This window comes from Burkholderia singularis (assembly GCF_900176645.1).
Classification (GTDB): Bacteria; Pseudomonadota; Gammaproteobacteria; order Burkholderiales; family Burkholderiaceae; genus Burkholderia; species Burkholderia singularis.
On the sequence record NZ_FXAN01000072.1, the window covers coordinates 1 to 21,152 of the forward strand.

Genomic DNA, 21,152 nt, shown 5'->3' on the forward strand with positions numbered 1-21,152 from the left:
GTTTGCTATCCTGTTCGGAGAGCGATTTATGCAGGCGCGCGGATAACGTGCCGTTCAACCGCCTCGCCCACAAAAATGCGGACAGGTTCGCTGGATGCAGGCGAACCAATTCTCGACCTGATTGAGCCGTGACGAATATACGTGGGAGTGGAACGTACCGAGACCCTCGCGAGGCCTAGCAGAAAACTTGAACTGCGTCGGTCTCGTGGCTGCTCACGTTGTCGCAATTAACGTGAATCCCCTTTCTAACGAGCAGTGCCGATCTCACCTCGATGAGGAACACGGCCAACTGGGCGCCGGTGTGACATAGCGCAGTTTTGCCCAGTACCTCGCCGATGGCGATATTCAATGTAGTACCAGGCCCAACGTATCGTTACCCGTTACGTTCGTACTCCAAGCAACCGTCGTCCCCCGCTGAACGCCCGCGCAACCTCACGGCTGCGCATGTGCGATAATTCAGCCCAGAACGTAGTCCATACAGATAGGCCCGTTCCTGTAGAACGGTTTTAAATCGAAGAGCCGGGGGTTAGGTTCGGTTCCCCTCGCCCGCTCTGCTTTTCCAGCCCTGAGCGCGATCCGTTCGCAGCCGTGGCATCGCGAAGCCGCCTCGTCGAAGGCGGCTTTTTTGTATTTCCGAACTCCGGCGCAGACCGGCCCGGCTGCGCGCTTCGCTTTCACCGCTACGATGATTCACGACGACCCGATCCCTCCCGGCACGCCGCACGACGACGCCAACGATATCGCCCCCGACGCCGCAGCGGCCACGCCCGCCGCCGATGCCGACAACCCGCTGCGTCTGCGCCGCATCCGCAGCTTCGTCACGCGCGCCGGCCGCGTATCGACCGGCCAGCGCCGCGCGCTCGACGAACTAGGTCCGCGCTTCGTCGTCCCGTATGCGAATGCGCAGCCGGACTGGGACGCGATCTTCGGCCGCCGCGCACCGCGCGTGCTCGAAATCGGTTTCGGGATGGGTGCGTCGACGGCGGAAATCGCCAGGCTGCGCGCTAATGAAGATTTCATCGGCGTCGAAGTGCACGAGCCCGGCGTCGGCGCACTGCTGAAGCTGATCGGCGAGCAGCAGCTCGCGAACATCCGCATCGTTCAGCACGACGCGGTAGAAGTACTGGAGCAGATGATCGCGCCCGAAAGCCTCGACGGCGTTCACATCTTTTTCCCGGACCCGTGGCACAAGGCGCGCCATCACAAACGCCGGCTGATCCAGCCGCCGTTCGTCGCGCGGCTCGCGACGCGTCTCAAGCCGGGCGCGTACCTGCATTGCGCGACCGATTGGCAAAACTATGCGGAACAGATGCTCGACGTGCTGAGCGCCGACCCCTCGCTCGACAACACCGCCGACGGCTACGCGCCGCGCCCCGACTATCGTCCGGTGACGAAGTTCGAGCGCCGCGGCCTGCGGCTGGGGCACGGCGTATGGGATCTGGTGTTCAAAAAGCGCGGGCGCTGAGCGTTCACGCCCAGTCGATCCAGCCGCTGTATCCGACGAGCAGCACGAACAGCCCGAACACGATCCGATACCACGCGAACGGCGTGAAATCGTGCGACGCAACGTAGCGCAGCAGCCAGCGCACGCACGCGAACGCGCTGACGAACGCCGCAATCAGGCCGATGCCGAACAGGCCGAGCAAATCGGCGTCGAACGCACGCCAATCCTTGACGGTTTCGTAAAGCGTCGCGCCGAAGATCACCGGAATCGCGAGAAAAAACGAGAATTCGGTCGCGACGCGCCGCTCGAGCCCGAACAGCATGCCGCCGATGATCGTCGAACCGGAACGCGACATGCCCGGTATCAGCGCGACACATTGCGCGAGGCCGACCTTGAGCGCATCGAGCGGCGTCAGCGCATCGACCGATTGCACGCGTGCGGGCGCCGCGCGGTCGCGCCGTCCCTCGACCCAGAGGATCACCGCGCCGCCCGCGATCAGCGCAACCGCGACCGGCACCGGCGCGAACAATACCGATTTGATGGTCTTCTCGAACAGCAGCGCGAGCGCGACCGCGGGCACGGTCGCAATCACGACATTCAACGCGAAACGCCGCGCCAAAGGCTGAGTCGGCAATCCGGTCACGACGTTCGCGATCCTGCGCCGGTATTCCCAGCAAACGGCGAGAATCGCGCCGAACTGAATCACGACGTCGAACGTTTTCGCATACTCCGCATGGAAATGCAGAAAGCTGCCCGCGACGATCAAATGCCCCGTGCTCGATACCGGCAGAAACTCCGTCAACCCTTCGACGATGCCCAGCACCAGCGCCTTGACAATCAGTACCCAATCCATTCGTGACCTCTCTCGTAGTGTGCGGGACGGGGCCACTGCACCGCCGCGGCCACGTCGGCCGCGCGCGGCGCGATGTCACTTTTCGACGATCGCCACACGTATGCCGTTTGTAAGGATTGTGATTGTACCGGGTTCGTAATTGACACCGGCAAATTGCAATTGCTCCGGCTTGAACGTATAGATTGGGTAATCGGTCAGCGCGCGGGTGGCAAGCAACCCTGCCGCCGCGCTGATCTGCTGCGCATAGGCTTGCGCGTCGCCGTCGACGTTCACGCTGTCGACGGCGGGCGCCTTCAGCACGACCGAACGGCTGGGCGGGTCATAGGCGAGCTGGCCGGACACCGTGAACGTGCCGCTGACCGGCTCGCGCAGGAACGGACTCGCGAAACGCGCATCGAGCTTGACCGCGACCCGGTTCCGCTCGGGTTGCAACCCGACGACCGGATTCGCCAGCGCGACGTCGACCACCTGCGCAACCGTCTTCTGATACGGAAACTTGCGGGCGACCGCTCTTTGCACGTCACTTTGCGAAAACGTGTAGTGGTCCGGAACAAACGGAAACGTCGACGCGCACGCGGCCAGCGACACAGCAGCGCCCGCGGCCGCACACACGGCGATCAGAAAGCTGCGCCGGCCCGGCGCGCTCGTGTGGATCATGCTTGACTCTCCTGCTGACGCAAACGGCCCGGCGGCGGCGCGGCAGGCTGCGTTGCCGCTTCGAGCCGGATGAGCCACGCAAGCGCGTCGGCGCGCGATGCGCCGCACATCTCGTCGCTCGGCTGCAAGCCCGAGCAGCACGCGGGCCGCTCCGGACGGCCGAAGATCGCGCAGCGCTCGCCGTCGAGCAATTGCGCGCAGCGCATGCCTGCCGGCTTGCCGGCAGGCATGCCGGGAATCGGGCTCGAAATCGACGGCGCGATACAACACGCGCCGCAGCCTTGCCGGCACGCATGCGCGGTTATCTGGTCCGAACGCTCGGCAACTTCGCCCATCATTGCATCAGGTATCCGAAAAACATCGACGACAATCGAGCACGCCGGTTACAGGCGCGCTCACGCAAAGCGGTATTGTGCCATCGGCAGCTGCGACGTTATTACACAATTCGATGAAATCGCCGCTTTATATACTGGCTGACGTCAGAGAGCACGAGCCGAGCCTTCCCCATGACGCCGCCGAACCCGACCGAAGCGCTGTTGCGCCCCGACCTGCTCGCCAAATATTCGGCGAACGGCCCTCGCTATACGTCCTACCCCACCGCGCCGCAATTTCGAGACGATTTCGATCCCGCCGACTACGTGCGCGCGGCCGCGGACCCTGGCGCGTCGGCGAGCGATCTGTCGCTTTATTTTCACATCCCGTTTTGCGCGACCGCGTGCTTCTACTGCGGCTGCAACAAGATCGCGACCGGCAACCGCAAGCGCGCACGGCCGTATCTCGATCAATTGAAGCAGGAGATCGCGCTGCAGGCGGCGCTCTTCGATCCCGCGCGCACCGTCACGCAGTTGCACTGGGGCGGCGGCACGCCTACCTTCCTGTCGGACGGCGAGACGGCCGAATTGATGGCGGCGATTCGCGGACGCTTCACGCTCGCGCCGGATCACGCGGGCGAATTCTCGATCGAGATCGACCCGCGCACCGCGTCGAGCGCGACGCTTGCGCATCTGCGCACGCTCGGCTTCAATCGCGTGAGTCTCGGCGTGCAGGACATCGACCCCGCCGTGCAGCGCGCGATCAATCGCGTGCAGCCGCTCGAGATGACGGCCGAGCTGATCCGCGCGGCCCGCGCGATGGCGTACCAGTCGGTCAGCGTCGATCTGATCTACGGGCTGCCGCATCAAAGCGTATCGGGCTTCGCGCGCACGCTCGATGCGATCGTCGAACTTGCGCCGGACCGGCTGTCGGTGTTCGGCTACGCGCATCTGCCGCGCCTGTTCAAGATGCAGCGCCAGATCGATGCCGCCGCGCTGCCCCCGCCGGCGACGCGGCTCGCACTCCTCGGCACTGCCATCGAGCGGCTGACGCAGGCGGGCTACGTCTACATCGGCATGGACCACTTCGCGCGTCCGGGCGACGAGCTGGTGCGCGCGCAGCGCGACGGCACGCTACAGCGCAATTTCCAGGGTTACAGCACGCGCGCGGATACGGATCTGATCGGCGTCGGCATGTCGTCGATCGGCAAGGTCGGCGACGTCTATGTGCAGAACGCGAAGGATCTGCCGGGCTACGGCGCGGCGCTCGCGCGACGGCGCGTGCCGATCGCCCGCGGCATCCGGCTCACGGCCGAGGACCGGCTGCGGCGCGACGTGATCACGCATCTGATGTGCAATCTGGTGCTGCGATACGCGCCGTTCGACGCCGCATACGGCATCCGCTTTGCACACAAGTTCGCGCACGAACTCGACGCACTGCGCGGCTTCGAGCGCGACGGCCTGCTATCGATCGAAAGCGATCGTCTGACGATTCATCCGCCGGGGCGGCTGTATGTACGTAACGTCGCGATGGCGTTCGACGCGTACCTGGCGGGTGCGCACGACGCGCACTATTCGAAAACCGTCTGACCTGATGTGGCCGAATAGAGGCCGGCGCCGCGCGCATTCGGCCGCCGTTATTGATAAAGTGACGGTTTTCCCGCACTTTCCGTTTCCGACGCACGATGCGCACGACGCAAGCGACCCGCGCGGTCGAACGCCTGAAAACCCGCAGCGGCAACCCGCAGTACGCGGCCGTCGGCATGCCCGGGGGCCTGTTTTATCTGGTCGACCGCTCGGGCGGCGCGGCCGAGAAGCTCTGCGCGCCGTTGCCGCTCGACGCTTTCGTCGCCTTCGTCGACGAGTTCGGCCCGAAAAAGCCGCGCAAAGCCAGCAAGCTCGATCTCGCATTCGAGGCGCAGATCAAGAACAGCAAACGCTAGGGCCGCAAGCGGTTCGCGGCAAGATCTCGCCCCCGTTTGGTACAATTCCACCGTTTTTCGTCCCCCGCCCACGGCCGTTCAGGCTGCATGACCCCATGATGAATATCGAAAAAGCACGTTTCAACATGATCGAACAGCAGATCCGCCCCTGGGATGTGCTGGACCAGGACGTCTTGAGCCTGTTGTCGGTCGTCAAGCGTGAGAACTTCGTGCAGGCCGCGTACCGCGACCTGGCGTTCGCCGACGTCGAACTGCCGCTGCCCGGCGGCCAAAAGATGCTGTTTCCGCGCGTCGAAGCGCGTATCCTGCAAGAGCTTGCGGTGAAGAAGCACGAGAACGTGCTCGAAATCGGCGCGGGCTCCGGCTACATGGCGGCGCTGCTCGCTGCGCGCGGCCAGTTCGTGACGACGGTCGAGATCGACCCGGCGCTCGCCAAGTTCGCCGAGGACAATCTGAAGAACAACGGCGTGACGAATGCCGAGGTCGCCACGGGCGACGGCTCGCGCGGCTGGCCCGCGAAGGCGCCGTATGACGTGATCTGCGTGTCGGGCGGGCTGCCCGCGATTGCGCAGGAACTGCTCGAGCAACTGAAGGTCGGCGGCCGTCTGGCCGCCTTCGTCGGCGGCCGGCCGGTGATGAAGGCGCAAATCGTCACGCGAATCGACGACAAGCAGTACCGCGTCGCCGACGTGTTCGAAACCTACGTCGATCACCTCGTCAACGCGATCGAGCCGTCGCGCTTCAAGTTCTGAGCCGGCGACCGACGATGCAGATCCTCACCGCCTCCGCGCTCGCCGAATGGCTGCGCGACACGTCGCGCGCGGCGCCCATCGTGCTCGACGTGCGCGAGCCGTGGGAAGTCGCAACAGCGAAGATCGACGGCAGCGTGTCGATTCCGATGCAGCAGATTCCCGCTCGCAGCGAAGAACTCGACGACGATGCCGAGATCGTCTGCGTCTGCCATCACGGCATGCGCAGCGCGCAGGTCGCGATGTTTCTCGAATCGCGCGGCTTCACGAAACTCTACAACCTGCAAGGCGGCATCGACGCGTGGTCGCGCGACGTCGATCCGTCGGTGCCGCGCTACTGAGCGGCTGAGCCGAAGCGGCACGCGGCGATGACCGAAGCAACGCACGCCCGGGCCACGCGGATCGAGCCGCGCGAGTGATCCAAGTGCGACGGGCGCCGCCTCCGATATGCAACGCTTGCCGCGCACGCCGCACTACTGCGTTTCCTTCAATGCTTCGGCGACGATCGCGAACAGTTCGACAAGTTGCGCCTCGTCGACGATCAGCGGCGGCGAGAACGCGAGGATGTCGCCCGTGTAGCGCACCATCGCACCCTTCTGAAAGCATTTGACGAAGACCTCGTAAGCGCGTGCGCCGGGCGCGCCGTCGCGCGGCTTGAGTTCGACGCCGCCGACGAGGCCGAGATTGCGCACGTCGATCACGTGGCGCGCATCCTTCAGCTTGTGGATCTCGCGCTCGAACACCGGTGCGACCTGCGCGGCGCGCGTGAGCAGCCCCTCGCGCTCGTACAGATCGATCGTCGCGACGGCGGCCGCGGCCGCGAGCGGATGTCCCGAATACGTGTAGCCGTGGAACAACTCGATCCCGGCGGGCGCGCCGTCCACGATCGCGTCGTGGATAGCGCCGCTCGCGGCGACCGCCCCCATCGGCACCGCCGCGTTGTTGGTGCCCTTGGCCATCGTCAGCAGATCGGGCGTGACGCCGAAAAACTGTGACGCGAACGGCGCGCCGAGCCGCCCCCAGCCGGTGATCACCTCGTCGAAGATCAACAGGATGCCGTGCTTGTCGCACAGCGCGCGCAACCGTTCGAGATAGCCTTGCGGCGGAATCAGCACGCCTGTCGAGCCCGCGACCGGCTCGACGATCACCGCGGCGATCGTCGACGCGTCGTGCAGCGCGACGAGCCGCTCAAGCTCGTCGGCGAGATGCGCGCCCCAGGCGGGCTGCCCTTTCGAGAACGCAGCCTCGTTCAGATTCAGCGTATGCGGCAGATGATCGATCGACGGCAGCAGCGCGCCGCTATAGGCTTTGCGATTCGGCGCGATCCCGCCGACCGAGATTCCGCCGAAGCCGACGCCGTGATAGCCGCGTTCGCGGCCGATGAAACGCGTGCGTTGGGCTTCGCCGCGTGCACGGTGATACGCGAGCGCGATCTTGAGCGCGGTATCCACCGCTTCCGAGCCCGAGTTGGTGAAGAAAATGTGTTTCAGGTCGCCCGGCGTGTGGCGCGCGATCCGCGCGGCGGCTTCGAACGCCTTCGGATGGCCCATCTGAAACGTCGGTGCGAAATCCATCTGAGCGGCCTGCGCCTGCACCGCGGCGACGATCTCGTCGCGACCGTGACCCGCGTTCACGCACCAGAGGCCGGCCGTGCCGTCGAGAATCCGGCGGCCGTCGTGCGACGTGTAATACATCCCCTTGGCCGAGACCAAAAGACGCGGTGCCGCCTTGAACTGCCGGTTCGCGGTGAACGGCATCCAGAATGCGGAAAGATCGGGGGTCTGCGAAACAGGCTCGATCATCAAAGGCTCCTTGGAGAATCGTTCGAATGATGGGCACGTGGCCGCGCCGCGCGAGCGGATCGCGCGCCCGGCAAGCCGGTCGCAGCCACGCACGGCAAAAACGATTGGGCAGGCACGTCGAGAGTGTAAGCACGCCCCGCCCGGTGCACAACCATGCAGCACGCGCGCGCGCCGCGCTGCACCGCTTCGGACCATGCCGCGCCCGCGTACGTGCGCACACGCACCGCCGCACGCGACCAAGCCCCGCCGACGGGCACGCACGCACGCCGGGCCGATCTGGCACATGCCTTGCGTAATCGGACGCGCCGCGCGCTCGCGAGCGTGCGTCCACACCACTCCAACCGGCAAGGGGAACTCGATGAAACGTCGCAGTCTTTTGAAGTTCGGGTCGATGGCAGGCGCGCTCGCCCTCACGGGTCGCAGCCCGTTCGCGCGCGCGGCGGACGCGGGCAGAGGCCCGATCAAGGTGGGTATCCTGCATTCGCTGTCAGGCACGATGGCCATCTCCGAGACTTCGCTGAAAGACACCGCACTGATGACGATCGCCGACATCAATAAAAACGGCGGCGTGCTCGGGCGGCCGCTCCAGCCGGTCGTCGTCGATCCCGCGTCGAACTGGCCGCTGTTCGCCGAAAAGGCGCGGCAGTTGCTCACGCAGGACAAAGTCGCGTGCGTGTTCGGCTGCTGGACGTCGGTGTCGCGCAAATCGGTGCTGCCGGTGTTCGAGGAGCTGAACGGCCTGCTCTACTACCCGGTGCAGTACGAAGGCGAGGAAATGTCGCGCAACGTATTCTATACCGGCGCCGCGCCGAATCAGCAGGCGATTCCCGCCGTCGAATACATGATGAGCGCCGAAGGCGGCGGTGCGAAACGTTTCTTCCTGCTCGGCACCGATTACGTCTACCCGCGCACGACCAACAAGATCCTGCGCGCCTTCCTGAAATCGAAGGGCGTGAAGGATGCCGATATTCAGGAGGTCTACACACCGTTCGGCCACAGCGATTATCAAACGATCGTCGCGAACATCAAGACCTTCGCGCAAGGCGGCAAGACCACCGTGATCTCGACGATCAACGGCGATTCGAACGTGCCGTTCTACAAGGAACTCGGCAATCAGGGGATCAAGGCGGCCGAGGTTCCCGTCGTCGCGTTTTCGGTCGGAGAAGAGGAGCTGCGCGGGATCGATACGAAGCCGCTCGTCGGCCATCTCGCCGCGTGGAATTACTTCATGTCGGTCAAGGGGCCGGCGAACGCGAAGTTCAAGGACCAGTTCGCCGCGTGGGCGCAATCGCAGAACCTGCCCGGTGGCGCGAAGCGCGTGACCAACGATCCGATGGAGGCGACCTTCGTCGGCATTCACATGTGGAAGCAGGCGGTCGAGAAAGCCAAGAGCGCCGATGTCGACAAGGTGCGCGCCGCGATGATCGGGCAATCGGTCGCCGCGCCGTCGGGCTTCACGCTGACGATGGACGGCAACCATCATCTGCACAAGCCGGTGATGATCGGCGAGATTCGCGGCGATGGTCAGTTCAACGTCGTCTGGAAGACCAAGACGGCGATCCGCGCGCAGCCTTGGAGCCCGTACATCGCCGGCAATCAGGGCAAGCCCGACGTGATCGGCTCGATTCCGGCATTGCTGCGGCGGCGTGCGGCGGCGCTCGCGTGACGTACTTCGCGGGCGGCGCGTCCGTAGCTACATGCGGACGCTTTGCGCGCGCCGCCGCGCCAGGGCGCACGGCCGCACGGCGGATTTTCTTTTCATTCATGAGGACAGGCTGATGCTCACGCCCTTAAGCCGCGCGGTGCGCACCTTTGCCGTGCGCACCGCCGCGGCGTTCGCCGTCTGCGGCGCGCTCGTGCTCGCCGCGCCTTGCGCGGCGTTCGCGCTCGCGAATGCCGACGTCACCGCGCTCGCCAGCGACGACTTCGACGCGAAGCTCGCCGCGATCGATCATCTCGCCGCCGACGGCAGTCCCGCCGCCGTCGCGCTGCTGCACGCGCTCGCCGACGGCAATGCGCTGACCACCGACGCGGGCCGCCTGCTGATTCAGGCCGGCGACGGCAGCACCCGCGACTTGCTCACGCAAGCGGGCACGCCCGCAGGCGACGCGCAACCGGTGACGCTCAACAATCTGCTGCGCACGAAGATCGCGAATGCGCTGTCGGGTATCGATCTGGCATCGCCAGACGTCGCCACGCGGCGCAACGCGATCGATGCGCTGTTGAAGAATCCCGACGCGTCGGTCAAGCCGATGATCGACGCGGCGCGCGCGAAAGAGACCGATCCGGCGCTCAAGCGCCGCCTCGACACATTGTGGGCGATCGCCGCGCTGCACGACGCGGACCCGGCGCGACGCCTCGAAGCGGTACGGCTCGTCGCCGCGCGCAACGATCTCGACATGATCGAGCAATTGCGCCCGCTCGTCGCCAAGCGCGCCGACGCAAGCGATGCGGAGCCGGACGCGCAGGTGCGCGCCGCCGCGCAGCAGGGCCTCGACGCACTGTATGCGATCCAGCGCCGCGGCGAAATCGCGGGCACGCTGTTCGCGGGGCTTTCGCTCGGCAGCGTGCTGCTGCTTGCGGCGCTCGGACTCGCGATCACCTACGGCCTGATCGGCGTGATCAACATGGCGCATGGCGAATTTCTGATGATCGGCGCCTATGCAACCTACGTCGTGCAAACGCTCGTGCAACACTATCTGCCGGGTGCGTTCGACTGGTATCCGCTGATTGCGATTCCCGCGTCGTTCGTCGCGGCTGCCGCGGTGGGCATCGCGCTCGAGCGGCTCGTGCTGCGGCATCTGTATGGCCGCCCGCTCGAAACGCTGCTCGCGACGTTCGGCGTGAGCCTCATCCTGATCCAAGCGACGCGGACGATCTTCGGCGCGCAAAACGTTCAGGTGACCAATCCGGCATGGATGAGCGGCGGCGTCGCGGTCATGCAGAACCTGATCCTGCCTTACAACCGGCTCGCGATTCTCGCGTTCTCGCTCATCGTCGTCGGCATCGCATGGGCCGTGCTGACGAAGACGCGGCTCGGGCTGTTCATGCGCGCGGTCACGCAAAACCGCCAGATGGCCGCGTGCGTGGGCGTGAAAACCGCGCGTGTCGATTCCCAAGCATTCGCGTTCGGCGCAGGCATCGCGGGCCTGGGCGGCTGCGCGCTGTCGCAGATCGGCAATGTTGGCCCGGATCTTGGCCAGAGCTACATCATCGATTCGTTCATGGCGGTCGTGCTCGGCGGCGTCGGCCAGATCGCGGGCACCGTGCTTGGCGGCTTCGGCCTCGGGCTCGTCGGCAAGGCCATCGAGCCGTTCTGGGGCGCGGTGCTCGCGAAGATCGCGGTGCTCGCAATGATCGTGCTGTTCATCCAGAAACGCCCGCAGGGCATGTTTGCGCCGAAAGGCCGAAGCGCGGAGGCGTGACGACATGAATTCGACGACTCAATCGTTTTCCACGGCCGCGGCAAGCGCCCCGCGATCGAGTGGGCAAGCCCACGCCGAACCGGCTGCCGGGCCGATCACGCCGCCGAGCGCGCCGCGCTTCACACTCGATCTGCCGCCGCGCGCCGCGCTGCTGCCGCGACGCGCGTGGCTCGCGCTCGTCGCGCTGTGCGTGGCGGTCGGCATCGGCGTGCCGCTCGCCGCGCTCGTCGTGCCTGAATCGAGCGCATTTCATCTGTCATCCTACGCAATGACGCTCGGCGGCAAGCTGATGTGCTACGCGATCGCGGCGCTCGCGCTCGATCTCGTCTGGGGTTACTGCGGCATCCTGAGCCTCGGGCACGGCTTGTTCTTCGCGCTCGGCGGCTACGCGATCGGCATGTACCTGATGCGCGAGATCGGCCGCGACGGCAAATACGGCAGCGATCTGCCCGATTTCATGGTGTTTCTCGACTGGCATGCGCTGCCGTGGTACTGGCAAGGCACCGGGCACCTCGCGTATGCGCTCGCGCTCGTCGTGCTGGTGCCGGCCGCCCTCGCTTGGGTGTTCGGCTTCTTCACGTTCCGCTCGCGCGTCAAGGGCGTGTATCTGTCGATCATCACGCAAGCGCTGACATTCGCTGCGATGCTGCTGTTCTATCGCAACGAAACCGGCTTCGGCGGCAACAACGGTTTCACCGATTTCAAACGGATCGCCGGCTTCGCGATCACGTCGCCCGGAACACGCACCGCGCTGTTCCTGCTCACGTTCGCGGCGCTCGCCGCGTCGTTCATCGCCGCGCGCGCGATCGTCGTGAGCAAGCTCGGACGCGTCGTCACCGCGATCCGCGACGGCGAGACGCGGCTGATGTTCGTCGGCTACAGCCCGCTTGCGTACAAGCTGTTCGTGTGGACCGTATCGGCCGTGCTGTGCGCGATCGCGGGCGCGCTCTACGTGCCGCAGGTCGGCATCATCAATCCAAGCGAGATGTCGCCCAGCAATTCGATCGAGATGGCGATCTGGGTGGCCGTCGGCGGGCGCGGCACGCTGATCGGTCCGATCATCGGCGCATTCGCGGTCAACGGCGCGAAGAGCCTGTTTACCGCTTACTTCGCCGAATATTGGCTGTTCTTCCTGGGCCTTATTTTCGTGCTCGTGCCGCTCGTGCTGCCGCGCGGGATCATGGGCGCGAGCGCGGCGCTCGCGCGCAAAGGAGCGAGCCGATGAGCCCGCACATGATCCGGCCGCGCCGCGCCAAGCAGGCGGACGACTCCGGCCCGAGCGCCGTCAGCGGCACCGCGGCGCTGTCGCATGTCGTCGAGCCGGGCGCGATCGATACCTCGCACGGCACGATCCTGTATCTCGAAGACATCGAAGTCAGCTTCGACGGCTTTCGCGCGTTGAAAAAGCTCTCGCTTGCGATCGACGCGGGCGAGCTGCGCTGCGTGATCGGTCCGAACGGCGCGGGCAAGACGACGATGATGGACGTGATCACCGGCAAGACGCGTCCCGACTCGGGCTGCGCATTCCTCGGCCAGACACTCGATCTGACCCGGATGAACGAACCGCAGATCGCGCGCGCGGGTATCGGCCGCAAGTTCCAGAAGCCGACCGTCTTCGAGCAGCATCCGGTATGGGAGAACCTCGAACTCGCAATGCAGGCCGACAAGCGCTGGTTCGCGTCGCTGCGCGCGCGGCTCGAGCGCGCGGCGCAGGCACGCATCGAGGAAACGCTCGCGCTGATCCAGCTCGAGGACAGCGCGTACCGGCTCGCGGGCGAGCTGTCGCACGGGCAGAAGCAGCGGCTCGAAATCGGCATGCTGCTGATGCAGCGCCCCGCGCTGCTGCTGCTCGACGAACCGGCGGCCGGCATGACCGACCACGAAACGATGATGCTCGCCGAGCTGTTGAACACGCTGCGCGGCAGTTGCTCGATGATGGTCGTCGAGCACGACATGGAGTTCGTCGCGGCGCTCGCGGGCGATACCGGCCGCGTGACGGTGATGGCCGAAGGCGCGGTGCTCGCGCAAGGCACGCTCGATCAGGTCAAGCGCGACGAAGCGGTGATCGAGTCTTATCTCGGACGATGATGCGATGCTGACGATCGAATCACTGAATCAGTACTACGGCGGCAGCCATATCCTGCGCAACGTGAGCCTCACCGCCGACGACGGCAAGCTGACCGTGCTGCTCGGGCGCAACGGCGTCGGCAAAACGACGCTGTTGCGCTGTGTGATGGGCGTCGTCGCCGCGAAAAGCGGCGCCATTGCATGGGGCGGCAAACCGCTCGGCCCGCTGCCGCCGTATGCGCGCGTTGCCGCGGGCTTGGCGTATGTGCCGCAAGGCCGCGACATCTTTGCGCGGCTGACGGTCGAGGAAAATCTGCTCGTCGGCGCGGCAAGCCGCCAAGCGCCGTCCAAGGTGCCGGACCGAATCTACGATTTGTTTCCGGTCCTGAAGGATATGCGTGCGCGGCGCGGCGGCGATCTGTCCGGCGGTCAGCAGCAGCAGCTTGCGATCGGCCGCGCGCTGATGAGCGAGCCGCAACTGCTGATCCTCGACGAGCCGACCGAAGGCATCCAGCCGTCGATCATTCAGGACATCGGCCGCACACTCAGGCAGCTCGTCGACGAAACGCGGATGACGGTGCTGCTCGTCGAGCAGTACTACGATTTCGCGCGCTCGATTGCCGATCGCTACTGGGTGATGAGCCGCGGCGAGATCGTCGCGGGCGGCGCGGGCAGCGAGATGGACGCGCATCGCGTGCGGGAGATGATCGCGGTTTGAGCCGATTGTTCAAGCGGTTTTCCGGCGTGCGGCGAAGCAACCGGACCGGGGCACCCCCGCACGGCCGGACAGTGCGGCCGAACGCACTCGCCGATGCGCTCGCGCAGTGCGGCCGATATCCTGTAGCATGAGTGCGCCCGCCTTTTCCGCGCCTGACGATGTCCGCCCACGAACCTCATGCCACGCTCGCCCGCCCCGCCGCCAAGGCGTGGCACGCCCGTCTCGAACTCGGCTTCGAACTGCATGGCGCGCGCACGGCGCTCGTCCATCGGCGGCATGCGGGTCCGCTGCGCGTTCAGCGCGCGCTCTACCCGGAAGGCGACGCGATCTGTCATGCGGTAATCGTCCATCCACCCGGCGGCATTGCCGGCGGCGACACGCTCGACATCGACGTTCGGCTCGCGCCCGGCACGCATGCGGTGCTAACCACGCCCGGTGCGACCAAGTGGTACAAGTCGAACGGCCTCGATGCGCGGCAACGGATCGCAATCGAGGTCGGCGCACACGCAAAGCTCGATTGGCTGCCGCAAAACAACCTGTTCTTCGACGCCGCGCACGCGTCGCTCGATTTCGCGCTGACGCTCGGCGCCGGCGCGAGTGCGCTCGGCTGGGATGCGACGCAGCTCGGCCGTCAGGCGGCGGGGGAAACTTGGGCGGCAGGCCGCATCGCGTCGATCTCGACGCTCATCGGGCCAGCCGGGAAGCCGCAATGGATCGAGCGTGCACACCTCGATGCGGCCGATCCGCTGCGCACCGCGCCTCAAGGGCTCGACGGCTTCTGTGTCTACGGCACGCTATGGGCGTTAGGCGCGGCTTGCACTGACGCACTCGCCGAGACGATCGCCCCCACGCTGCCGTTCGACGACACATTGCGCGTGGGCGTCACCTGTGTGGCGCCCGGCACGATGCTGATCCGCGCGCTCGCGCATTCGATGGAGGCGCTGCAGCGTCTGTTCATCGAACAATGGCTCGCGCTGCGGCCGCTCGTACACGGCGTCGATGCGATGCCGTTGCGGCTTTGGCAAACCTGATGCGCGCCGCACGATTCTGACACACGCCTTTCGGCGAAATACCCCATGACGGTGCGCGGCGCACCGGTTTGCGGCATCGCACCGCCCGAAAATCGCATGGCACACGCCTTGCTGGCTTACCTGCGCGCCTGCTCGTGTGCTTACCCAGTTGCGGTGCTACGATAACCGCGCGGTGAGCGCCAAATTCACCATCCAGATATTACGTTTTCCAAAATGTTTCTTTCATGAAACTGACTCCCCGAGAGAAAGACAAGCTGCTGATTTTCACGGCGGCGCTCGTCGCCGAACGTCGCCGCGCGCGCGGCCTCAAGCTCAACTATCCCGAGACGGTCGCGTTCATCACCGCCGCGCTGATGGAAGCGGCGCGCGACGGCAAGACCGTCGCCGAGGTGATGCACTACGGCACCACCCTGCTCACGCGCGACGACGTGATGGAAGGCGTGCCGGAAATGATTCCCGATATCCAGGTCGAGGCGACCTTTCCCGACGGCACGAAGCTCGTCACCGTCCACCATCCGATTGCGTGAGCCTGCGATGATCCCCGGCGAAATCCTCACCGACGACGGCGAGCACGAACTGAATGCGGGCCGTCAAACGATCGCGCTGGTCGTGGCGAACACGGGCGACCGTCCCGTGCAGGTCGGCTCGCACTATCACTTCCACGAAGCCAACGACGCGCTGTCGTTCGATCGCGAGGCCGCGCGCGGCTTCCGGCTGAACATTGCCGCCGGCACCGCGGTGCGCTTCGAGCCGGGCCAGGCGCGCACGGTCGAACTCGTCGCGCTCGCGGGCGCGCGTGCGGTCTACGGCTTCCAGGGCAAGGTGATGGGGCCGCTCTGAACGCCGTGGCCGCGCCGAATGCGACGCGCGGCCCCTCCTTTCCGGAACATCCAAGCAACGCAAGGATCCGCAACATGACATTACGCTTGAGCCGCCGCGCGTATGCGGAAATGTACGGGCCGACCACGGGCGACCGCATCCGCCTCGCGGACACCGATCTGCTGATCGAAATCGAGCGCGACTACACGGTCTACGGCGACGAAGTGAAGTTCGGCGGCGGCAAGGTGATCCGCGACGGGATGGGCCAATCGCAGCTCGTGGCGGCCGACGTTGCCGACACCGTGATTACGAACGCGGTGATCGTCGATCACTGGGGCATCGTGAAAGCCGATATCGCGATCAAGCACGGCCGCATCGCCGCGATCGGCAAGGCCGGCAATCCGGACATCCAGCCCGGCGTGACGATCGCGATCGGCGCGGCCACCGAGATCATCGCGGGCGAAGGATTGATCGTGACCGCGGGCGGCATCGACACGCACATCCACTTCATCAGCCCGCAGCAAATCGACGAAGCGCTCGCCTCGGGCGTGACGACGCTGATCGGCGGCGGCACGGGTCCGGCAACGGGCACCAACGCGACCACCTGCACGCCCGGCCCGTGGCATCTCGAACGCATGTTGCAGGCGGCCGACGGCTGGCCGGTCAATCTCGGTTTTCTCGGCAAGGGCAACGTGAGCCTGCCGCAGCCGCTCATCGAGCAGATCGAAGCCGGCGCAATCGGCCTGAAGCTGCACGAAGACTGGGGCTCGACGCCCGCCGCAATCGACAACTGCCTCACGGTTGCCGACGACACCGACACGCAAGTCGCGATCCATACCGACACGCTGAACGAAGCCGGCTTCGTCGAGGCAACGCTCGCCGCGTTCAAGGGCCGCACGATCCATACGTACCACACCGAAGGCGCGGGCGGCGGCCACGCGCCCGATATCCTCAAGGCGTGCGGCGAGCCCAACGTGCTGCCGTCGTCAACGAATCCGACGCGCCCGTACACGATCAACACGCTCGACGAGCACCTCGACATGCTGATGGTCTGCCATCACCTCGATCCGTCGATCGCCGAGGATCTCGCATTTGCCGAATCGCGCATCCGCCGCGAGACGATCGCGGCCGAAGATATCCTGCACGATCTCGGCGCGCTGTCGATGCTATCGTCCGATTCGCAGGCGATGGGCCGCGTGGGCGAAGTGATCGTGCGCACCTGGCAGACCGCTCACAAGATGAAGGTGCAACGCGGCGCGCTGCCCGAGGACAACCCGCGCCACGACAACTTCCGTGCGAAGCGCTATGTCGCGAAATACACGATCAACCCGGCGCTCACGCACGGCATCGCGCACGAAGTCGGCTCGATCGAACCCGGCAAGTGGGCCGATCTGGTGCTCTGGGAGCCCGCGTTCTTTGGCGTGAAGCCCGCGATGATCATCAAGGGCGGCATGATCGCGCTCGCGCAAATGGGCGATCCGAACGCGTCGATCCCGACGCCGCAGCCCGTCCACTACCGCGACATGTTCGCCACGCGCGGCGGCGCGCTCGCGCGCACGTCGCTCACGTTCGTGTCGCAGCTGTCGCTCGATGCAGGCATCGCCGAACGCTACGGACTCGCGAAGCGGCTCGTGCCGGTGCGCGGCTGCCGCACGGTAACCAAGCGCGACATGATCCACAACGCATGGCAGCCGGCGATCAGCGTCGACCCCGAAACCTACGACGTCGTCGCCGACGGCACGCTGCTGACCTGCGAGCCGGCTCACGTGCTGCCGATGGCGCAGCGCTATTTCCTGTTTTGAGTCCTGAATAACCGACCATGCGCACGATCGACAAACGTATCGCCCCGCACGTGAAACTTGCTGAGTCGCTCGTCGCGCGCGCGCCGACCCTCACGCTCACCTACGATGCGCGCTGCAAAAGCCGGCTCGCCGCAACGCTGGACAACGGCGAGGAAATCGCGCTCGTGCTGCCGCGCGGCACGGTGCTCGCCGACGGCGACGTGCTCGTCGCCGACGACGGCGCACTGGTGCGCGTGGCCGCGGCCGCGCAAGCCGTGCTCGTCGTGCGCGCCGCCGATACCCTGACGCTCACGCGCGCCGCCTATCACCTCGGCAACCGGCATACGCCTATCGAAGTGGGCGCCGATTATCTGAAGCTCGAATACGATCCCGTGCTCGCCGACATGCTGACGCGCCTCGGAACCACGGTCGAACGCACGCACGCGCCGTTCCAGCCCGAAGCCGGCGCTTATGGCGGCGGGCACCGGCACGGCCACGATGCGACGTTTGCCGAAGATTACGCGCTCGCGCAGCAGGTGTACGGCGAGCACCACGGGCACTCGCACTCGCACTCGCACGATCACGATCACGATCACGATCACCAGCATGGTCCTTCCTGCTCGCACGCTCATGGCCATCGACACGACTGAACTCGTCGCGCTGCTGCATCTGGCGTCGCCGGCGCTGCCGATCGGCGCGTACAGCTATTCGCAAGGGCTCGAGGCCGCGCTCGATACGGCGCTGATCCGCGATGCCGATGGCGTGCGCGACTGGATCGCAAGCGGCCTCGCCGACGTGCTCGCGCATGGCGAACTGCCGTTGCTCGCGCATCAGCTCGAACGCTGGCGCACGCACGATGCCGATGCGCTCGCCACCGCGAACGACGAGTTCGTCGCGAGCCGCGAATCGGCGGAACTGCGTCGCGAAACCGAGCAGATGGGCTGGTCGCTCGCCCAGCTTTGCGTGTCGCTCGAATGGGGCGATGCCGCACGTCGTGCGACGCTCGCGCGCCTGTCGCCCATCGCGCTGCCGAGCGCGTTCGCGTTCGCCGCCGCTGCGCACGATGCGAGCCCCGATGCGACGCTCGCGGCCTACGCATTCGGCTGGATCGAGAATCAAACGGCCGCCGCGATCAAAGCGGTGCCGCTCGGCCAACTGGCCGGCCAGAAGATCATCGCGGCGCTGCGCGAGCCGATCCGCGACGCCGTGCGCCGCGCGCTCGCGACGCCGCCTGCCGCGATCAACACGTTCGCGCCGCAGCTCGGCATTCTGTCCGCGCGCCACGAATCGCAATACTCTCGCCTGTTCCGCTCCTAAGCCGCGGTTCGCATGAATCGCCTAAGCATCCCGATCATCATGAACACACCTGCGTTAAACGTTCCCGCCTCCACGGCGACCCGCCGCACGAAAAAACTTTCGCCGTTGCGAGTGGGCATCGGCGGCCCGGTCGGCTCCGGCAAGACGACGCTGCTCGAAATGCTCTGCAAGGGCATGCGAGATCGCTATGACCTCGTCGCGATCACGAACGATATTTATACGAAGGAGGATCAACGGCTGCTGACCGTCGCGGGCGCGCTGCCGGAGGAGCGGATCATGGGCGTCGAGACGGGCGGCTGCCCGCACACGGCGATTCGCGAAGACGCATCGATCAATCTGGAAGCCGTCGAGCGCATGCTCGCGCGTTTTCCGCAGGCGGACATCGTATTCATCGAATCCGGCGGCGACAACCTCGCCGCGACATTCAGCCCGGAGTTGTCCGATCTGACGATCTACGTGATCGATGTCGCGGGCGGCGAAAAGATTCCGCGCAAGGGCGGGCCCGGCATCACGAAGTCGGATTTGCTCGTGATCAACAAAACGGACCTCGCGCCGCTCGTCGGCGCGAATCTCGACGTGATGGCCGCCGACACGAAGAAAATGCGCGGCGAGCGCCCGTATGTGATGTGCAATCTGAAAGCGCTCGACGGCGTCGCCGACGTGATCGCGTTCATCGAGAAGAAAGGATTGCTGAGCGTCTGACGTCCGGCAACGGCGCGCCCATTGGCGTGCGCGGCAGCAGCCGCAGCTGCGCGGCCGCGCGCGACGGCCGGCGCGGAAGCTGGAGCCGGGCTGGCAGCCGCCGCGCATCCGCACCGCACGATAACCTGCCGCCATCCGGCGCTCAGGCGCCGAGCCCGCCCGCCTCTTCGTCGATACCGGCCACATCGCCGCCGGCCGCGCTTGCGACTCGCGGCGGCGGCAGCAACGCGCTCAGCACGTCGATCGTGCGCGCGGTCGCGCCGCGGTGCCGCGCGGCGAACGCCGCGCCGGCCGCGCCCATCGCCGTGCGGCGCGGATGGTCGGCGAACAGTGCATCGGCCGTGCGCGCAAGCTCCGCCGTATCCTGCACCTGCACACAAGCGCCTGCCGCGACCGCGTCGGCCGTCGCCTGCGTGAAATTGAACACGTGCGGCCCAATCAGCACCGGCACGCCCACCGCGCACGCTTCGATCAGATTCTGCCCGCCGAGCGGCAGCAGGCTGCCGCCGATGAACGCGAGGTCCGCGGCTGCGTAATACGCCACCAGTTCGCCCATCGAATCGCCGAGCAGCACCGCGACATCCGCCGGCAGCGGCGCGGCGGCCGGCCGGCCGGCCGCCGCGGCAGCGCCGTCGTCCGCCCATTCGGTGCGCCTCATGCAACGCAGCCCGCGACGCTCGACGAGCGCCGCGACTTCGGCAAAACGCTGGGGATGGCGCGGCACGAGCACCAGCAGCGCGCCGGGCGTGTTCATCGCGGCGAACGCATCGAGCACGAGCGCTTCCTCGCCATCGCGCGTGCTCGCCGCAATCCACACCGGCCGGTTGCCAATCGCCGCGCGCCACGCGCGCCCGCGCGCGGCAAGCTCGGGCGGCGGCGCCATATCGAACTTCAGATTGCCGAGCACCGCGACGTTGCGCGCGCCGAGCGCATTCAGCCGCTCGGCATCGGCCGGGCTCTGCGCGAGCACGCGCGAGAAACCGCCGAACACGTCGCGCACGGCCGCGCCGAACTTCGCCGCGCGCTTGAACGAGCGCGCCGACATCCGCGCGTTCGTCAGCACGAGCGGCACGTCGGCGCGGCGGCATTCGTCGATCAGCGTCGGCCACACCTCGGTCTCCATCACGAGGCCCAGCGACGGCTGCCATGCGCGCAGAAAACGCCGCACCGCAAGCGGCAGGTCATAAGGCAGGTAACAGCGCAGCACGCGAGAGCCGAATAGCTGCTCGCCCGTTGCACGGCCGCCCGGCGTCATATGCGTGAGCAGGATGCGCACATCCGGGCGCGCGCACAGCAGCGCATCGATCAGCGGTTGAGCGGCGCGCGTCTCGCCGACCGACACCGCATGCACCCACACGATCGGCGTGCGTTCGTCGACGCCGCGCGCGCCCGCGCGCCCCGGCCCATAGCCGAAGCGCTCGCCGATATGTTCGCGATAGCCGCGCTCGCGCCGCGAGCGCCATAGCAGACGCAACACCGCGGCCGGCGCGATCAGCCACCACAGCACACGATAGATCGCTCTCAACATCGCCC

The 21,152-nt window shown here is 66.4% G+C and carries 22 protein-coding genes; 17 read left to right on the forward strand and 5 right to left on the reverse strand.

What is annotated here, in order from left to right:
- The first annotated feature begins 685 nt into the window (after nucleotides 1–685).
- Entirely contained in the window at nucleotides 686–1,465 is a 780-nt protein-coding gene (gene trmB / locus BSIN_RS15710) for a tRNA (guanosine(46)-N7)-methyltransferase TrmB (RefSeq protein WP_089341197.1), read from the forward strand.
- A 4-nt stretch (nucleotides 1,466–1,469) separates the two neighbouring features.
- Here trmB and BSIN_RS15715 read toward each other — a convergent pair whose 3' ends face one another.
- From BSIN_RS15715 to BSIN_RS15725, 3 genes are all read right to left on the reverse strand, one after another.
- On the reverse strand, nucleotides 1,470–2,297 hold the full coding sequence (locus BSIN_RS15715) for an undecaprenyl-diphosphate phosphatase (protein ID WP_089341198.1): 828 nt from the start codon (nucleotides 2,295–2,297) through the stop codon (nucleotides 1,470–1,472).
- Nucleotides 2,298–2,372: 75 nt separating this feature from the next.
- Complete coding sequence (locus tag BSIN_RS15720) at nucleotides 2,373–2,954, reverse strand: DUF1439 domain-containing protein (RefSeq protein ID WP_089341199.1); 582 nt, start codon at nucleotides 2,952–2,954, stop codon at nucleotides 2,373–2,375.
- A complete protein-coding gene (locus BSIN_RS15725; RefSeq protein WP_089341200.1) occupies nucleotides 2,951–3,292 on the reverse strand; it encodes a YkgJ family cysteine cluster protein in 342 nt (113 codons plus the stop codon). The genes BSIN_RS15720 and BSIN_RS15725 overlap by 4 nt, the downstream gene beginning before the upstream one ends.
- Before the next feature lie 168 nt (nucleotides 3,293–3,460).
- Here BSIN_RS15725 and hemN point away from each other — a divergent pair, with 168 nt between their 5' ends.
- The 4 genes from hemN (at nucleotide 3,461) to BSIN_RS15745 (ending at nucleotide 6,298) form a co-directional block, all read left to right on the forward strand.
- Nucleotides 3,461–4,855, forward strand: coding sequence for an oxygen-independent coproporphyrinogen III oxidase (gene hemN / locus BSIN_RS15730; protein ID WP_089341201.1), 1,395 nt, complete (start codon nucleotides 3,461–3,463; stop codon nucleotides 4,853–4,855).
- Nucleotides 4,856–4,950: 95 nt separating this feature from the next.
- Nucleotides 4,951–5,208 (forward strand): hypothetical protein, encoded by a 258-nt coding sequence (locus BSIN_RS15735; protein ID WP_059519958.1) that lies wholly within the window; start codon nucleotides 4,951–4,953, stop codon nucleotides 5,206–5,208.
- 98 nt (nucleotides 5,209–5,306) lie between these two features.
- Nucleotides 5,307–5,960: a protein-L-isoaspartate O-methyltransferase family protein gene (locus BSIN_RS15740; RefSeq protein WP_069235155.1), complete on the forward strand. Its 654-nt coding sequence runs from the start codon at nucleotides 5,307–5,309 to the stop codon at nucleotides 5,958–5,960.
- 14 nt (nucleotides 5,961–5,974) lie between these two features.
- The gene (locus BSIN_RS15745; protein ID WP_089341202.1) at nucleotides 5,975–6,298 is read left to right on the forward strand and encodes a rhodanese-like domain-containing protein; all 324 of its coding nucleotides are present in this window, start codon (nucleotides 5,975–5,977) and stop codon (nucleotides 6,296–6,298) included.
- 132 nt (nucleotides 6,299–6,430) lie between these two features.
- Here BSIN_RS15745 and aptA read toward each other — a convergent pair whose 3' ends face one another.
- Nucleotides 6,431–7,759, reverse strand: coding sequence for an omega-aminotransferase AptA (aptA, locus tag BSIN_RS15750; RefSeq protein ID WP_089341203.1), 1,329 nt, complete (start codon nucleotides 7,757–7,759; stop codon nucleotides 6,431–6,433).
- Between the two features lie 358 nt (nucleotides 7,760–8,117).
- Between aptA and urtA the strand changes: the two genes are divergently transcribed.
- From urtA to ureG, 12 genes are all read left to right on the forward strand, one after another.
- On the forward strand, nucleotides 8,118–9,425 hold the full coding sequence (gene urtA / locus BSIN_RS15760; protein ID WP_089341205.1) for an urea ABC transporter substrate-binding protein: 1,308 nt from the start codon (nucleotides 8,118–8,120) through the stop codon (nucleotides 9,423–9,425).
- A gap of 112 nt (nucleotides 9,426–9,537) precedes the next feature.
- A complete protein-coding gene (gene urtB / locus BSIN_RS15765; RefSeq protein ID WP_089341284.1) occupies nucleotides 9,538–11,184 on the forward strand; it encodes an urea ABC transporter permease subunit UrtB in 1,647 nt (548 codons plus the stop codon).
- 4 nt (nucleotides 11,185–11,188) lie between these two features.
- Nucleotides 11,189–12,409, forward strand: a complete 1,221-nt coding sequence (gene urtC, locus BSIN_RS15770; protein ID WP_143757470.1) for an urea ABC transporter permease subunit UrtC — start codon at nucleotides 11,189–11,191, stop codon at nucleotides 12,407–12,409.
- Nucleotides 12,406–13,272, forward strand: coding sequence for an urea ABC transporter ATP-binding protein UrtD (urtD, locus tag BSIN_RS15775; RefSeq protein ID WP_369828190.1), 867 nt, complete (start codon nucleotides 12,406–12,408; stop codon nucleotides 13,270–13,272). Before urtC ends, urtD begins: the two co-directional genes overlap by 4 nt.
- 4 nt (nucleotides 13,273–13,276) lie before the next feature.
- Complete coding sequence (urtE, locus tag BSIN_RS15780; protein WP_089341207.1) at nucleotides 13,277–13,969, forward strand: urea ABC transporter ATP-binding subunit UrtE; 693 nt, start codon at nucleotides 13,277–13,279, stop codon at nucleotides 13,967–13,969.
- 158 nt (nucleotides 13,970–14,127) lie between these two features.
- Complete coding sequence (locus BSIN_RS15785) at nucleotides 14,128–15,000, forward strand: urease accessory protein UreD (RefSeq protein WP_089341208.1); 873 nt, start codon at nucleotides 14,128–14,130, stop codon at nucleotides 14,998–15,000.
- Between the two features lie 224 nt (nucleotides 15,001–15,224).
- Nucleotides 15,225–15,527 (forward strand): urease subunit gamma, encoded by a 303-nt coding sequence (gene ureA / locus BSIN_RS15790; RefSeq protein WP_059519965.1) that lies wholly within the window; start codon nucleotides 15,225–15,227, stop codon nucleotides 15,525–15,527.
- Nucleotides 15,528–15,534: 7 nt separating this feature from the next.
- A complete protein-coding gene (locus BSIN_RS15795) occupies nucleotides 15,535–15,840 on the forward strand; it encodes an urease subunit beta (RefSeq protein WP_059519966.1) in 306 nt (101 codons plus the stop codon).
- A gap of 74 nt (nucleotides 15,841–15,914) precedes the next feature.
- The gene (gene ureC, locus BSIN_RS15800) at nucleotides 15,915–17,621 is read left to right on the forward strand and encodes an urease subunit alpha (RefSeq protein ID WP_059519967.1); all 1,707 of its coding nucleotides are present in this window, start codon (nucleotides 15,915–15,917) and stop codon (nucleotides 17,619–17,621) included.
- Between the two features lie 17 nt (nucleotides 17,622–17,638).
- Nucleotides 17,639–18,250, forward strand: a complete 612-nt coding sequence (gene ureE, locus BSIN_RS15805; protein ID WP_089341209.1) for an urease accessory protein UreE — start codon at nucleotides 17,639–17,641, stop codon at nucleotides 18,248–18,250.
- On the forward strand, nucleotides 18,237–18,917 hold the full coding sequence (locus tag BSIN_RS15810; protein WP_089341285.1) for an urease accessory protein UreF: 681 nt from the start codon (nucleotides 18,237–18,239) through the stop codon (nucleotides 18,915–18,917). Before ureE ends, BSIN_RS15810 begins: the two co-directional genes overlap by 14 nt.
- Before the next feature lie 39 nt (nucleotides 18,918–18,956).
- Complete coding sequence (ureG, locus tag BSIN_RS15815) at nucleotides 18,957–19,619, forward strand: urease accessory protein UreG (RefSeq protein WP_089341286.1); 663 nt, start codon at nucleotides 18,957–18,959, stop codon at nucleotides 19,617–19,619.
- Between the two features lie 142 nt (nucleotides 19,620–19,761).
- Here the strand turns inward: ureG and waaA are convergent, their stop codons facing one another.
- Nucleotides 19,762–21,147, reverse strand: coding sequence for a lipid IV(A) 3-deoxy-D-manno-octulosonic acid transferase (gene waaA, locus BSIN_RS15820; RefSeq protein WP_089341210.1), 1,386 nt, complete (start codon nucleotides 21,145–21,147; stop codon nucleotides 19,762–19,764).
- Nucleotides 21,148–21,152 lie beyond the last annotated feature (5 nt).